The organism is Streptomyces viridiviolaceus (assembly GCF_014650995.1).
In the GTDB taxonomy this organism is placed as follows: domain Bacteria; phylum Actinomycetota; class Actinomycetes; order Streptomycetales; family Streptomycetaceae; genus Streptomyces; species Streptomyces viridiviolaceus.
The window spans coordinates 152,530-168,882 of the sequence record NZ_BMWA01000001.1 but is presented as its reverse complement, the minus strand read 5'-3'; the positions used below and the strand labels follow the sequence as shown (position 1 = coordinate 168,882).

The window sequence follows — 16,353 nt, the reverse complement described above, 5'->3', positions numbered from 1 at the left end:
TGTCGTCTAGTCCTCGGAAATGAGTGGTCAGTTGGCGGCGGGGGAGCCGAAGTAGCGGGAGTTGGCGGCGGCGATGGCGTCCCAGTCCTCGCCCTGCGGGAATCGGACGACGTCCCAGCTCGCGCCGAAGAGACGGTCCTCGGCGTCCTCGTCCCGGAAGGTGTCCTGCTCCTTGTCGGGCGTGTCCACGAACACGGCCACCTTCGCGCCCGGCAGCCGGTACACGAAGTCCGGCATGGCGTTCGCCTCGGTGAGGAACGGGCCCGCCTCGTCCGGCAGGTTCAGCCCACGCGCCTTCGCCCAACCCAGGAAGTCGCCCCGCGCGGCCAGTTCGGCGGCGGCCGACGTCTCCACCGGGGTCGGTGCCGCCGGGGCCTGGTCGAGCAGCCGGCGGTACTGCTCCGAGCGCGACTCGCCGCGTGCCTCACGCTCTGCCGTCGCCGACGCGAAGCGCACCAACAGATGCCGGGCCGCGTGGCGGTTGATCAGCGCGTGGTCGAGCTGGTTGCCGTAGGTCAGCAGGCACTCGTAGCAGCCGAGTGCGCACGGGCGGTCCGGGTGCGGGCCGCCCAAGTCGGTGCCGTCCTCGTCGAAGTGGCAGATCGACAGGGCGTACCGGGCCGCCTTCGCCAGCGCGCCCGGCTCCGCCTGGAGACGGCGCAGCACGCCCGCGCCGCCCTCGGCGGCCTCCATGAACAGGAACCGATCCCACGGTCCGCCGTCCGGCGGCAGCAGCTCGCTGGACAGCTCGGCGTCCTCCAGCTCGAACGCGGCCTCGATGCCCCGCTCCAGCGCGTACATCAGGGACAGCGCCTCGGGCTCGGGCAGGGCCTCGTCGAGGGTGAGGACGAGGATGTTGCGGCGGTCCTCCACGTACGGGATGACCCGCTTCTTGCGGCGGCGCTCCTTGCCGTCCTCCTCGACCACCGGCAGCTCGCTGGAGTCACCGGAGGCCTCGGCGGCGTCCTTGTCGTTCATCCAGCGGCCGTCGGCGAGGTCGAGCCAGTAGCCCGCCGGCTCGTCCTTCTTGGCACGCACCCGGCCGAGGTTGGTGATCCGGACGGTCGCCGAGTCGCCGTACGCCAGCTCGGCCAGCGGGGCGGCCGCGCTGTCCGTGACGGAGGCGTTGAGGCGGCCCTTGCGGGCGCCGTGGTCCTGGAAGCGGTACGACGTCTCCAAGCGGTAGCCGGCCCTGCGGCGCTCTTCCTCGTCGGAGGAGATCCGCTCCCGGCGCGTGGTGTACACGGTGTGCAGCTGGAGCAGGCCGTGGGTCGCCGCGCCCAGCGGCTCGTCGCACATGTGGCAGCGGTCCTGGCGCTCGGCCGGGTCGTGGTGGTAACCGCAGTGCGCGCAGCGGCGGGCCTCGCTGGTGGCCAGGTCGCCGGAGGAGTCCGGCGGCAGCTGGATGCGGGTCACCTGGTAGCGGGCGCCCTCGTGGTAGATGAGCGCGCCGGGCCCGAACTCCCGGATGGCGAGGAAGCGGGGCCGCTGGAGGTAGTCGCCCTCACCGCGGCGGCGGCCCACCGTCGGGATGTACGCGGCCAGCGGCAGGCGCGGGAAGCTGTAGCCGGGCAGGAAGCCCTCGGAGGCGAGGTAGCGGTACGGGTTGAAGTCCGACAGCACCGACTTGCTGTCGACGCTCTCGTTCATCAGCAGGTTCAGCTGCGTCTCCGCCTCGCGGCGGCGGGCGTTGGCGCGGTTGCGGTCGCTCTCGGTCAGGCTGTAGTCCAGGCGCCGCCTGTTCTGGATGTACTGGTCGTCGAGCGCGGCACGGAACAGCTGCCGCCACCGGTCGAAGGCCCGGTCGAACCGCTCCGGCACCGTGCGCACACGGTCCTGGATCCAGTCGTCGTGCCACCACGTCGTGTCGGCGAAGTCCGGCAGCAGCGGGCCCAGCACCCGCAGCGCCGCGTCCACCGTGCGGTGCTGCGCGCCCTCGTCCAGGGAGGCGGCGAGGATGTCGGGCAGCAGCTCCAGCGCCGGGTTCGGGCGGTCACCGGTGTCCGGGTACGACACGTCCAGGACCTCGGGTATCGCGCGGCCCAGCTTCAGGCCGGCCTCGGCTATCCAGACGCCCTGGAGGTGCGAGAGGACCAGGTCCTCGTTGGCGAGGTCCAGGCGCGGCGGGGCCACCGCGCCCGCCACCATCCGCTCCGAGCGGCGGAAGTAGTACTGGTCGTGGCTGTTGCCCGTCGCGCAGTACGTCGTCACCAACGCCGGCTGCCCGCTGCGGCCCGCGCGGCCGGAACGCTGGGCGTAGTTGGCGGGGGTGGGCGGCACGTTGCGCATCATCACCGCGTTGAGGGAGGAGATGTCGACGCCCAGCTCCATCGTGGGGGAGCAGTACAGCAGCTTCAGCTCCGCCTTCCGGAACGCCTCCTCGCGCTTCTCCCGCTCCTCCGGGGCGACCTGGGCGGTGTGCTCGCGGGCGAACAGCCCGGACAGCGCGCTCGCCGCCTCCTTGTACAGGTCCCGGAAGAACGTGTTCACCCGCGGGCCGTCGCCGCTCGGGTAGGTGCGCGTCAGCGGGTCGTGCGTCCCCGTGTCGCCCTTGCCCGCACGCCAGACGAGCGACTGGGCGGCCACCCGATAGCCGGTCGTGGCCGGGGTGCTCGTCCTGCGGTAGCGGCCCGTGCGCTGCGGGGCCTCCGCGACCTCTTTCACCAGGCCGTTGGCGGCCAGGACCTTCAGCAGCTCGGCGATGACCAGCTGCAGGTCGTCGGGGGAGAGGTCCTTGAAGGAGGTGTCGGCGCGCTTGAGGTACTTGCCGAACTTGCCGCGCGCCGAGAGGAAGAGCCCGGAGCGGTCCATCCCCCGGCCCGACGACGGGTGCGGGTAGGCGGTGCCGACGCGCGGCCGGTCGGAGGCCGACAGCACCCACGGGTCCACCAGCCGCTCCTCGCTCGCCCGCTGCAACGCGTCGAAGTCGTCACGGAAGTACGACACGTCGATGGCGAGCGAACGGCGCATCTCGTTGAGCAGCGCCTTCATGATCTCGGCGCGCAGGGCGGGGTCGGCGTCCCGCAGCGCCGCGTAGGTGTCCGCCCAGCGGTCCTGCTTGTCGGCCACCCACTGCAGGTCGGCGTAGTCGATCTCCAGCAGGCCCGTCTGCTCCAGGTTCGGCATGGTGATGCGCCAGCCGCGCTCCAGGTCGAGATAGAGCCGGAAGGCGACCACGTCGCGCAACGTCTTCGCCGCGGACTTGGCGAGCGTCGGTGGCTGGTCGCGTTCGCCCGAGTAGTCGACGGGGTCGATCGCGAGCGCGTTCGTCACCGCGGAGGCCAGCTCCTCATGGGTGAGGCCCTCCGCGCCCGCGTCGAGCGCGGCCCGGTACAGAGCCCCGCGCAGCTGCGTGATCTGCACGAAGTCGTTGAAGTGACCGGCCTGGAGCGAGGCGTCCTGACGGTTGTCGACGAAGGTCAGGAGCTTGCGGGCCTCCGCGTCCAGGGCTTCCTCCGGCACGGACTTCAGGGAGCGCACCACGGAGGCGGAGATGAGCGAGGTCGCCGACGACCGGCCCTCCTGGTCCAGCGTCGCCAGCTTCGCGAAGTCCCGGCCGCGCGTCTGCTCGTAGGCCACACCGCAGTGCAGGCAGAACAGGAACGGCGACGGGATGAAGGCGGCCTGCAGCTCGCCCCGGCCCTCGTGGCCGAGCGGGTCTACCGTGACGGCGCGCGGCACACGGTCGCGGAACGTCTTCCTGACGACCTCCTGGCCCCGGTCGTCCAGCTCCAGCCAGGACTCCGGCAGCCGGCGGTCGTCGACGGCGTACTGGGTGCTGGACGGCCAGGGCCGCTCGTGGTCGACGAAGAGGTAGCCGTCGCCCTGACGTCCGCCCGTGGCGGAGGTGTCCCGGCGGGCCTCGTAGCGGACCTCGCCGTCCTTCTCGGTGCGCCAGACGGTCAGATACTCCTGGCCGCACTCGCGGCAGAACGCCAGCGGCATCAGCAGCTTGCCGCCGCTGCCCGGCTGCTCCAGCTGGTAGGAGCGGGTCAGATGGCGGGAGAGCTTGTCCTCCAGGGTGACGTACACGGTGTCGCCCTTGGAGAGGAACTGGTGCAGCCGGAACGCGAACAGCGGGCGGTCGGTGACCGGGTGCCGGGCCTGCGAGCCGGCGTCCAACGTCGCCTCAATGGCCTTGGCGCAGTCGGCCTTGGAGACTCCGGACTGCTCTGCCAGCTCACGCGCCGCCGCATCGATCGTCGTCGGCCGCCGACGTACCAGCCGGCCCGTCGCCTCGTCCGTGGCCAGGCCGAAGCGCGTCTCGATCCAGCGGGCCAGTGGGTCGCGCACCAGATCGGCGTACGCGCGCGGTGCGGCAGGCGAGGTCAGCCGCTCGGCGGGAACGGCGCCGGGCGCCTCGTCGGTGGCGCGCACGAGCGTCTCGCCGATGACGTGCTCGGGGCTGACCGGCGTACCGAACAGCCTGCTCGCGACACCGGCGACGACCTTCTTCTGGTCCTCGACGGTGCCCTCCGTCGACATGGTGGCCGACGTGCCGATGCACTGCACGTCGGGCGCCTGGCAGGCCTCACGGACCCGGCGGATCAGCAGCGCCACGTCGGCGCCCTGCCGGCCCCGGTAGGTGTGCAGCTCGTCGAAGACCAGGAACTCCAGGCCCCTGGCCATCTTTATGAGGCTGGCCCGGTCGGCGGGCCGGGTCAGCATCAGCTCCAACATCACGTAGTTGGTGAGCAGGATGTCCGGCGGGTTGTCGCGGATCTCCTTGCGCCTCTGGTCGTCCTCCTGGCCCGTGTAGCGGGCGAAGGTGACCGGCTCACGGCCCTGGCCGTAGCCGTCGCGAAGGTACTTCTCCAGCTCCTTGAGCTGACTGTTCGCCAGCGCGTTCATGGGGTACACGATGACGGCGCGCACCCGTTTGACCGCCTTCGGACCTTCGGAGTCCCGCTCATGAAGCACGCGGTTCACGATCGGAACGATGTACGACAGCGACTTGCCGGAACCGGTGCCGGTCGTCAGCACGTACGAGGCACCGCGCGCGGCGGCGTCGATGGCCTCGCGCTGGTGGCGGTGGAGGGTGAGCGGCCGACCGTCCGGGACCGTGCCGCCCTCCGTTTTACCCGCCTGGAAGATGCGAGCGCACTCGGGGTGCAGCACCTGCTCCCCGACCAGTTCGGCGACCGTGCCGCCGCTCTGGAAGAACGGGTTGAGCGACAGCCACGGGTCCGGCCACTGCGACTTGTTGTTGAGGTCCGTCTCCACGAACGCGGCGATGCGGTCGTCACGGATGACGGTGCCGCCCTCGGTGAAGTCGCGGTAGTCCTTGATGAGCGCGCGGTGCACGCCGAACACGTCCATCGCCGTGCCGGAGGCGGTGACCGGTGCCGGCCGCGGGGCGGGCTCGGACGGGGCGGCGACGGCGTGCGTGCCGGCGGCGACCAGGGGCCGCGTCGGGTCGAGAGCGCTCCAGTGGGGGAGCCATGGCGTGTTCCCGTCCCGCACGGCCAGTGGATGCAGGGCGTCGCGGACTTCGGCCGCGCTCGCCGGACGGTCGGCCGGGTCCTTCGCCAGCAGCCGGCCGACGAGTCGGATCAGCTCGGTGGGGATCTGGCTGCGAATGACGCCGAGGGGCGTCGGTTCGGCCTCCAGGTGCTTACGGGCGAGTTCGAAGGGCGACTCGCTCGTGAAGGGCGGTACGGCGACGAGCATTTCGTACAGCACACAGCCGAGCGCATACAGGTCCGCGGCCTGAGTGACCTGGCGGGCCTCGAACTGCTCGGGTGCCATGTAGCGGGCCGTGCCGACGCTGACGCCCGTGCTGGTCAGACGTGCTTCATCCGGGTCCTCGACGATCCGGCCCATACCGAAGTCGAGAAGCTTGACGGTTCCGCCGCGCGTCAGCATGACGTTCGCGGGCTTCAGATCGCGGTGCACCACATCGGCCGCGTGTGCGGCGGACAGCCCGTCGGCGATCTGGGCGCCGATCGCGGCGACCCAGGGAACGGGCAGCTGGCCCTCTTCCTCGATGAGGTCCCGCAGTGTCTCACCGTCCAGGAACTCCATCGCCAGGTACGGCAGTCCGGCGTCCTCGCTGACCCCACCGGCGATGAGCCGGGTCAGATTGGGGTGCTCCAAGCGGCGCATGATGCGAACCTCGCGCGCGAAACGCTCGACCGACTTGGTGTCCGCGCCGGTGTCGATCAGAGCGCCCGTGCGACGGCGCAGGATCGTCTTGACGGCTACCGAACGTTCGGCGCTGCCCTCCGGAGCCTGAAGGTCCTCGGCCCGGTGGACCTCTCCCATGTTGCCCTTGCCGACAACCTGTCCGACTCGGAACCTGCCATCGATCAGCTCCTGGCCCACGGTTGCCCCTCTTCCCTCACTTCGTCGCCCCCGTTCAGGCGCTTGTCTGTCCCCTCGATGGGCCCTGTCGCACCAGTTTGACGTGCCGTCAGGAGGCGGAAACTTCCGGCACCGTACACGATTGGCGACAACTCTGCCAGACCTTGCGTCTGTTGACGCTGTTAACGCGTCACGTTAGTGTTTGATGCGTCCTTGGGTAGGGGGTGGAGGTCGTGGGGCGTCGACAGGCCGGTGATTCCGGTACGTCTGTGTCGAGGGCGTCGCTGAGTGAACTGCTGGTGCGGTTGCGGCGCGTCGCTGTCAACGGCGTCGTGCCGGAGCGCGAGTTCATAGAGGGCGTACGCGCGCTCGCCCTGAGTGGCGACGAACGGTCCCGGTTGCGCGACGAGCTGGCTCGGCTTGACCTGCTCGTGCGCGATTTGCCTGTGCACGCACAGGACGACTCACCTGATGGTGAAAAGGTTGTAAGTGGCAGTGAAAAAAATGTGTCCCCGCGTGTCGCGAGGGCGCGAGTGCTTCTTTCGCGGTATGTCGACCCCTCTGGGTGCGTGACCCCCCAGGTTGTCGACGGTGTCGTACGGCTTGCGGGGCTTGATGACCGAGAGGCCGCCCAGCTGCGGGTGGGATTCGCGGTCCGGCCAGGCGTAGATGCTGTCGATGAGGGAAATTCCGGACGTACCGGGGCTTCGCCCTCCAGTGGAGAACCACGTCCGAACGAGGCACCTATGGCCACCGTGCCGTCCACGACGGATGAGGCATCGGGAGCGGCAGGCGGCGACCTTGCCGACGCCATCGCCGCGGCGATGGCCGTGCTGGAGGCGGACCGGTTCGAGCGGCGGCCGGGCAAACGGCTGCTGAGCGCCGAGGCCGAGGTGGGACTGGCCGCGCTGGTCCGGGGCGGGCCGGAACGGATTGCCCAGGAGCCCGACGAGGACGAACTCAAGTCGCTGCCGAGGGGCGATCTCCGGGTCCGGGCCCGCGACTGCCTCGTCCTCCACAACCAGGGTCTGGTGCACTCACTGGCCCGGACCATGCTGGAACAGGGCTTGGACTACGAGGACCTGTTCCAGCACGGTGTGCTCGGGCTGATGCGGGCAGCGCGAAAGTTCGACCCGCTGATGGGCAACAAGTTCTCCACGTATGCGACCTGGTGGGTCCGGCAGTCGATCACACGCGCCATCGCCGACGAGGGTGCTGTCATCCGGATCCCCGTCCACATGCACGAGCAGATGCGCAAGGTGGCGAACGCCGAGCGCAGTCTCGCCGCGCAGGGCCGGCCGACGACCGCGGCGGACGTTGCGGTGGCCTGCGACCTGAGCCTGGCGAAGGTCGAGGAGATCCGCAGGCTGAGCCGGCGAACCGACTCGCTCGACCGTGTCATCGGCGACGGGTCCACCCTCGCCGACTTCGTCGAACGAGCCCAGCCGCTGCCCTCGGTGGAACGCGACGTGCTGAGCGCCATGCACGTGCAGGAGATCATAACCGTGGTGAACACGTTCACCGGGCGCGATCACCGGATTCTCGTGCGCCGTCTGGGGCTCGACGGAGACGACCCGTCGACCCTGGACGAGGTGGGCCGGGAGTTCGGCGTGACCCGGGAGCGCATCCGGCAGTTGGAGCAGAAGCTGCGGCCCGCGTTGGTGGAGCGGATGCGCATGGCCCGCGTCTTCGGCGTCCGGGCCCTGGCGGCCCGCACGGAGCCCGACAGGACTACTGCCGGCAGAGGCAGGGCCGCCCATGGCAGCGGCACCAAGGCCCGGCCGCCGGCCCGTGTTCCGACTGCCCAGGCCGCGCCCGCTGTACCCGCGAACACCGGTGCCGAAGCGACGCCTCCGGCGGTGGCATCGGAGGCCTGGGACCGTGCCCGCCGTCTGGCCAAGGAACCGTCCGGCCAGAGCTGGCTCGCCGAGTACGCGCTCACGGCCATGGGCCACGAGGCTCTTGTGGTGGTCCTCGGACAGTCGGCGGCTGATGCGGCTCTGCGTATCGCCCGGGACCGGGAGCCGGCCGACCGTCTGGTGCTGACGGCGCTGGAAGTGCTCCGCCGCGTCTTCGACAACGTCGCCGAGCTCGGTCTGCGCCCCGAGGACTTCTTCGACCGCCCCGCCGAAGCGCTCCGCGGAGTTACGCCCCGTACCTACCTCGCGAGCCGGCCGTTGGTGAACGGCGAGTCGCGACTGGCCGTGCGTGACGCGCTGCGGGAGTTTCTCGCCGCGACGCCTCCGCGTCCCCAGGAGCCGGAGGAGGTGGACGAGAGCGAGGAGGAAGCGCCGGAGGTGGAACGCGTGGACGATGCGCGTGATCCCGACGGACACCCGCTGACCGCTGTGGACGCTCGCGAAGCGCCTTCAGCCGACGCAGACGCGGAAGATGAAGACGCGGAGGGGGAGGACGCGGGCGCGGAGCCGAAGACCGTTGTCTCCGTGGGTGCACCGCAGGCCACCGCCGACTGGGAAAAGGCCCTGACGCTCACACGCCCGCCCCTGGGCGGTGGGGTGGCCTGGCTCGCCGAGTACGCGCTGCTGGCCCTGGGGCATCTGCAGCTGTCCGTACTGCTCGGTGCGTCCGCCAGGGACGCAGTGGTACGCGCCGCGCGGGAACGGGGCATGCTCGACCGGCCCGTCGTCACAGCCCTGGAACTACTCCAGGGGATCTTCGACGCGGTAAAGGAGCTGGGACTCCGGCCCGAGCACTTCTTCGAGCGGCCTGCCGAGGCGCTGGCCGGGGCGACGCCTCGGGCGTACCTGGCCACGAAGCCCCTGGTAGGGACCGAATCGCGCCTCGCCGTCCGTGACGCCCTGCGGGAGTTCGCCGAGGCACGCCCGAAACGGACCGAACCCGCGCCCGAGAACAGTGACGGAGGCGTGAGCACGTCCGGGGAACCAACGGCGATCCCCGAGAAGGCGCAGCCGGCCTCGTCCGAACAACCGTCGGTTGAAGAACCGCCGGTCGACGCCGACCGGTTGCTCGCCCAGGTCCGTGCCCAGCACGAGGCCGTACTCGCCCAGCTGGCGCAGGAGCACGAGCGTCGGCTGAGCGAGGAGCGGAGCAGTGCCGAAGACCGCGTTGCGGCCGCCCGAGCGGAGGCCGAACGGCAGCTCGACGCGCTGGAAGAGGAGCTGCTGAAACGCGCGGACAGAGCATGGGAACGGCGCGAGAAGCACGTGCGGCACCAGGCCGACGAGCACCTCACGCATCTGAGGGAGCAGCATCGCAGGGCGTACGAGGCGCTGCTGCGCAGGGCCGAACACGCAGAGGAGGCCGCCCGGCAGGCGGCCGGCACCCAGCAGCGGATCCACGACCTCGAGCAAAGACTGCGGGAGTACCGCGAGGACGCCGAGGCCCGCATCAGAGACCTCGAGTCGCGGCTGAGACAGGCTCACGCGGCTGCCACCGAGCGCGAACGTGCCGCCGGGGCCTGGGTCGCCGAGTTGGAGACCAGGCTGCAAAAGGCCGAGTCAGACGCCGCCGAGCGGGAGCGTGCAGCGGCGTCTGCGCGGGAGGAGTACCGCCAGGGTGCTCAGCTACGGGTCGCGGAAGTGGAGGAGCGGCTGAGGGAGGCCGAGGCGGCCGTCGTGCAGCGGGACATGTTCGTCGAAGCGGCCCGTCGGCGCGCCGAGGAGGCCGAGCGGCAGGCGGCACAGCGCATCGCACAGAGCGAGCACAACGCCTGGATCCGCATCACCGACCTGGAGACGCAGCTCGGCGAGGCCCAGGCACAACTCGCCGCGGCGCGGGAAGCGGCCCAGGGCCGCACCTCGCTCCGGGACCGCTGGCGCCGGCCCTGAGCCGCGCGTCCGCCGTTCCCGCGACTCCGTCCGAGCACATCACAGCCCCGACCACCAGGAACACCATGGATCCCCGACAGGAACTCGTCTCCTACCTTCGAAGGCAACTCGTCGGCCCGGCCGAAGGCGAACACGAGACGCTCGACGCCCCGCCCGACCGCCAGTACCTCATGGGCACCCTCTACCCGCAGGAGGCCGATCTCCAGCGCCAGTTGGACGCGGCCGCCGAGGAACTGGAGGGGGCCGGTACGGAGGTCCGGGCGGAGGACACCGCGCCTGCCTCCGACCCCGTTCCCGAGTCCAACTCCTGGCTCCCCTCCTCCCTCGGTTTCAGCTTCTACACCGATGCGGACACCGTGGAAATCGACTGCTCCGCCGCCCGCTACGAAACCCGCGCCGGCACGAGCGAGCGCGGCCGGTGCTGGCAGCGCATCCCCCTGCCGCCCGAAACGCACCGGCTCGCTCCGGGCCAGGATCAGGTGTCAGTCCTGGACGGGCGCGCTGAACTCCGGGTGCGACTCCGTGGCTTCGGCACCGGCCGGCTCGTCACCGTCGCCTTGGTCAACGCCGCTCGGCACGAGCCCGGACTGGGCAAGGCCGCCCACTGGAACCGGATGCTGTTCCAAGTGGAGCTGCGGGCCCGGCCCGTGGACGGCAGGGTGCTCCAGTACCCGAGCGTCCGCCTGGCCAGCCGCGACCCGGAGGAGCAGGAACTCCGTCTCCAGTACCGGCACGTCCGCACGCACGCCGTGGGCCACGGATGCGCGGTCGCGGAAGGGTACGACGACGCCGGGGGACAGGTGACCGAGCTGAGCGCGGCCGTCATGCCCGAGGCCGAGGTCACCGGCGTACGGGCCGCGGGGCTCAGCGGGTCACCGGTGCTCAACCTCCTCCACCTCGCCGACCCGGACGTACCGGTCGAGCAGCTGCAGGAGGAACTGGCCGAGTTCGCCGCCGACTACCGGGCGTGGTACGTCGGGCAGCTGAACGAGGATGTTCCCGAGTGGGGGCGCGAAGCCGCCGAACGCATCCTCGACCGCATCGGCACCGCCGTCGCGCGGATCGAGGCCGGCGTCCGCACTCTCTGTGACCCGCGCCGGCCCGAGCTGCTGCACGCCTTCCGCACCGCCAACCGTGCCATTGCCCTGCAGATGCGCCACTCAGCACCCGACCTCGCCGGCGCACGACGCCCCCGCCGGGAAGCCGTACCCCCTGCCCCGGAGCCGTACCCGGACGCCACCTGGCGCCCCTTCCAGCTGGCGTTCTTCCTGCTCTCCGTCGACGGCATGGCCGACTCGCGCCACGCGGACCGGGCCGTAACGGACCTGATCTGGTTCCCGACCGGCGGTGGCAAGACCGAGGCGTATCTGCTGCTGGCCGCCTTCGCGATGGTGCTGCGGCGTGAGGAGCCGGGCGGCGGGGGCACGGCCGTGCTCAGCCGGTACACCCTCAGCCTGCTTACCACCCAGCAGTTCCAGCGGGCCGCCACCACCGTCTGCGCACTGGAGACACTGCGACGCGCGAATCCGGCGGTGTACGGAGCGGAGCCGTTCTCCATCGGCCTGTGGGTCGGCGAGACCACCACCCCGAACACCTACGACAAGGCCCGCACGGCTTACGAGAACGCACGCCAGGCCGCCCAGCCCGACGACGTCTTCATCCTCGACCGGTGCCCGTGGTGCGGCACCCGCATCCTGCCCGCCCACAAGTCGCCCGACATCGGCGACTACGGCGTGCGCGCCGCGGCCGACTCCTTCAGCTTCTTCTGTCCGAGGGAGGAGTGTGTCTTCCACGACGAACTACCCGTCGCCGTCGTGGACGAGCACCTCTACGACCGACCGCCGACGTTCGTCCTCGGGACCGTCGACAAGTTCGCTCGGCTCGCCTGGGAACCCCGCGCGGGACGGCTTTTCGGGGCGGGCGGCGCCGACGGCACCGGGAATCTGCCGCCGTCGCTCGTCATCCAGGACGAGCTGCACCTGCTCACCGGCCCGCTCGGCACCACTGTCGGACTGTACGAGTCCGCCGTCCTCGGGCTGTGCACCGGCCCCGACGGCACCGGCCCCAAGGTGGTCGCGTCCACGGCGACCATCCGCCGCTCCGGGGAGCAGGTCCGCGCCCTGTACGGCGGTGGAGTCCAGCTGTTCCCGCCCGCCGGGCTCGACGCACGCCACTCGTACTTCGCGGAACCCGACACCTCCCGGCCCGGCCGGCGCTACCTGGGCGTCATGGCCCAGGGCCACACGGCCGGCCGTGCCGCCGTGGCCACCGCCGCTGCCCTGCTCCAAGGGGCCTGGGAGCTGCCCGAGAAGCATCGGGACGCCTACTGGACCCTCGTCGCCTACCACCACAGCCTGCGCGAGCTGGGCCGTACGGTCACCGCCGCGGCCGACGACATCCCCGCCCAGCTCGCCGGCCTGGACGCGGGCAACGGCACCAGGAAACTGACGGACCACCAGGTGCAGGAACTCACCAGCAACCTTCCCCGCGCCGAGCAGCCCGTCCTGCTGGACCGGCTGGAGAAGAGCTGGGACGACCCGCAGTCGGTGTCCTTCCTGCCCTGCACGAACATGCTGTCCGTCGGTGTCGACGTCAAGCGGCTCGCGCTGATGCTGATGCAAGGCCAGCCCAAGACGACCGCCGAGTACATCCAGGCCACCAGCCGGGTCGGCCGGCACACGGTCCCCGGACTCGTCGTGACGTTCTTCAACGCCACCCGCCCCAGGGACCGTTCCCACTACGAGACCTTCGACGTGTACCACCGCTCCCTCTACCGGCACGTCGAACCGACCAGCGTCACGCCGTGGTCCGTGCCTAGCCGGCGGCGCGCCCTGCACGCCGCCCTCGTCGTCCTCGTACGGCACCGGCTCGGTCTTGCCGCCGAGAACCAGGCCGGGAACATCCTCGATCGCCTTCCCGAAGCGGAGTCACTCGCCGAGACGTTGGCCGTGCGCGCAGAGGCCGCCGACCCGGCCGTCGGCGACGCGGTCCGCAAGGAGCTCGCGGGCCTGATCGCCGACTGGGAGGACGCGGCGCGCGAGGCCCGCAAGGACGGCCGCGAGTTGTACTACCGCAGCCAGGGCAAGGGCCAGTCCAACCTGATCAAGAGCTTCGAGCAGAACTACGGCCTGTGGGAGACACCGAACTCCATGCGCAACGTGGACCGGGAATGCCAGGTGACGGTGAAGGGAGCCGACCTGTGAGCCGCACACTGCGGGTACGCCAGTCGCAGACGGTGGTGCCGTTCGGCGTCGGTGCCGTCTTCGACATCCAGGGCGAGTCCTTCGTCGCCACCGGCATCGGAGACTGGCCGGCCAGGGGCAGGCAGAGGATCGAGTCCGCCCGTCTCGCCCTCCGGCTCGGAGTCTCCGGTTTCTACGCCGCCCCCGCGACCGCCAACGACCGATTCGACATCCCCGACGCCCCCGGTGCGCCGTACATCCGCTTCCCGTCCTGGCTGTTCTGCGGCTCCTGCCGTCGGATGAAGCGCTGGCGGATCGCCGACGAGAAGCCCGGGCAGCCGCCGCGTTGTCCGTCCTGCTCGCCGGCCCGGACGCTGGCGCCCATGCGGTTCGTGCAGATCTGCCAGGCCGGGCACCTCAGTGACGTCGACTGGTGGTTCTGGGCCCACTCGCGGCGCGACGGCGGTGAACGACGGCGGTGCGAGGAGCGCGACAGGCTGCGCTTCCTCGTCTCCGAGCGGGCCTCAGGCCTCGAGGCGCTGTCCGTGGCCTGCACGGCCAAGGGCTGCGGCGCGTCCCGGGACCTGCTCGACATTCTCGGCACGCACGGCATGCGCTGCTCTGGGCGCAACCCCTGGCAGCGGGCGAACGAGCGGGTGGAGTGCCCCCGGCCGGTGCAGATCGTGCAACGCACGGCCGGCAACCTGTACTACCCGATCGTCCACTCGGCGCTCGACATCCCCGAGACCGACGTACCGGCAGCCCATGCCGACGAGGAACTTGCGGCGAAGGTGAGGGAACACGACCTGTGGGTGTCGCTGTGCAGGGTGTCCGCCACGCCACGCGCCACCGTCTTCCGGACGATGATCCAGGAGGACACCGGCGCCGACGACGCTCTTCTGGACGCGCTGATCGCCGAGGAGACGGGGCAGGGTCCGCCATCCACGGACCCGGTGCTGGCCGTTGCGCACGCCGGCCCCGCCCGCCCCGACCTCAGCCGCGAGGAGTGGGCCGCCTTCAACGCCCCGACCCCGCCCGCCACCCGGGACTTCGCGCTGCGCGAGACCACCCTCGGCGTGGCCGGGGAGACCGCCGAGCCGTGGGCCGCCCTCGGCCGCCGGTTCGGCAGGATAGTCCTCGCCGACCGACTGCGTGAGGTGCGCGCCCTGTCCGGTTTCAGCCGGGTCTCCCCGGACGCCACCGTCGTACCGGCCGACACCGCCCGCCGTCTCAAGTGGCTGCCGGCCGTGGAGGTCTTCGGCGAGGGCGTCTTCCTGACTCTGGACCGGGCCGAGCTGACGGCTTGGGAGGCCGACCGGGAGGTGCGGCAGCGCGTCACCGGAATGCGGACCGACCTTGACCGGTCCTTTCAGCGGGACCGCCTGGAGGCCCTGACCGGCCCGGAACTCACCCCTCGATTCGTGCTCCTGCACACGCTCGCGCATCTGCTGATCCGCCAGCTCTCCTTCGAGTCCGGATACACCACGGCGAGCCTGCGCGAGCGGATCTACGCCCGTCCCGAGCAGGACCAGTACGGCATCCTCGTCTACACGGCCGCCGGTGACGCGGAGGGCACGCTCGGCGGACTCGTGCGCCAGGGCGAACCCCCGCGGCTGGCCGAGACGTTGTTGCGGATGACGGAGGCCGCCGCCTGGTGTTCCGCCGACCCGCTGTGCGCCGAGCACACCGGCCAGGGCTTCGGCAACCTCAACCGTGCGGCTTGCCACGCCTGCGCCCTGCTGCCCGAGACAAGTTGCGAGACCGGCAACACCCTCTTGGACCGGGCCCTCGTCGTCGGTGGCGAGCACGTGACCGGCTACCTGGAGTCGATCGTCAACGCGGCGCGTTCCGCCGCGGCCACCGCCCTGGAGCAGCAGTGACCGTCACCTACCTGGACCTCACGCCGTCCCAGCGGGCCGCCCTCGACGGTCTGCCGTTCGAGGGCAACCACCTGGTCAGCGGCCCGCCCGGAAGCGGCAAGAGCATCCTGGCCGCCCAGCGGGCCGTGATGCTCGCCCTCACCGGCACCCCGGTGGTCCTGTTGACCCGATCGAATCTGCTGCGACAGGCGCTCGCCGGGGTCGTCCACGTACTCGGGCCTTCCGACCGCTCGGTCCGCGTCACCACCGCCCACGGGTGGCTCGCCGAGTGGTACGGAAACAGGCCGGGCGGCGACGGCGACGGCTGGTACGACTGGAACGCCCTCTTCGACCGGGCCGCCGAAACCGGCCCGGCGCCCGGATTGACCCTGGTCGTCGACGAGGGACAGGACCTGCCTCCCGAGTTCTACCTGCTCTGCCGCATGCTCCAGGCCCGTACGACCGTCTTCGCGGACGAGTGTCAGCGGCTCACGGACACCAACTCGACGCTCGCGGAAGTCGCCCGCAACCTGGGCAGGTGTACACGCCACGAAGTCGACGGCAACCATCGCAACACCCAGCAGATCGCGGCCTTCGCCGCCCATTTCCACACCGGCGCCGGCATACCTGACCTGCCTGAACGACAAGGGCCGGTGCCGCGTCTGCACCGGTTCCACGAGCGGGGCGCCGCCGACCTGCTGATCCTGCTGGCAGAGGCACATCCCCGTAAGCGCATCGGCGTGATCGCGGGCTCCAAACACACCCAGTTCTCCGTGCTGGGCAGCCTCCAGCGCCGGGCACCGCGCCTCAAGTCGCAGCTGTACACGTCCGAAGCCAAGGGTGGCCAGTACCGCAACCTCGACTTGGCCCGCCCTGGCATCGTGATCGTCCACCGCGCCAGCGCCAAGGGCCTCGACTTCGACACAGTCGTCATTCCCGACACGCACCACGACGCCTCGACCGACCCGTCCTCCGCCGCTGTGCGCATGAGCTACTACGTCCTCGCCACCAGAGCCCGTCATGAACTTCACCTCGGCTACGAAGGGGAGACGGAACCACCCCTTCTGGCACAGGTGGGCAGCAGGGACTTGCAGCGAGGGTGAGCTGTGCAGGCTCGCACTGTCACGCGATCGGGTGATCGTCCTCGGCGTGGGCACGTGATCGCTTCGCGGCCCGTTTGATCCAGCGACGAGGACGCCT

The 16,353-nt window shown here is 70.9% G+C and carries 5 protein-coding genes; 4 read left to right on the top strand and 1 reads right to left on the bottom strand.

Annotated elements, in window-relative coordinates:
- Positions 1 to 27: 27 nt before the first annotated feature.
- Positions 28 to 6,264 (bottom strand): protein kinase domain-containing protein, encoded by a 6,237-nt coding sequence (locus IE260_RS00675; protein WP_373303302.1) that lies wholly within the window; start codon positions 6,262 to 6,264, stop codon positions 28 to 30.
- A 785-nt stretch (positions 6,265 to 7,049) separates the two neighbouring features.
- Between IE260_RS00675 and IE260_RS00670 the strand changes: the two genes are divergently transcribed.
- From IE260_RS00670 to IE260_RS00655, 4 genes are all read left to right on the top strand, one after another.
- Positions 7,050 to 10,112 carry a sigma-70 family RNA polymerase sigma factor gene (locus IE260_RS00670; protein ID WP_189868418.1) on the top strand — a complete coding sequence of 1,021 codons (3,063 nt, stop codon included), beginning with the start codon at positions 7,050 to 7,052 and terminating at the stop codon, positions 10,110 to 10,112.
- A gap of 65 nt (positions 10,113 to 10,177) precedes the next feature.
- The gene (locus IE260_RS00665; RefSeq protein ID WP_189868417.1) at positions 10,178 to 13,315 is read left to right on the top strand and encodes a helicase-related protein; all 3,138 of its coding nucleotides are present in this window, start codon (positions 10,178 to 10,180) and stop codon (positions 13,313 to 13,315) included.
- The gene (gene drmB, locus IE260_RS00660) at positions 13,312 to 15,174 is read left to right on the top strand and encodes an MrfA Zn-binding domain-containing protein (RefSeq protein ID WP_189868416.1); all 1,863 of its coding nucleotides are present in this window, start codon (positions 13,312 to 13,314) and stop codon (positions 15,172 to 15,174) included. The genes IE260_RS00665 and drmB overlap by 4 nt, the downstream gene beginning before the upstream one ends.
- Positions 15,171 to 16,256 carry a DEAD/DEAH box helicase gene (locus tag IE260_RS00655; RefSeq protein WP_189868415.1) on the top strand — a complete coding sequence of 362 codons (1,086 nt, stop codon included), beginning with the start codon at positions 15,171 to 15,173 and terminating at the stop codon, positions 16,254 to 16,256. Before drmB ends, IE260_RS00655 begins: the two co-directional genes overlap by 4 nt.
- Positions 16,257 to 16,353 lie beyond the last annotated feature (97 nt).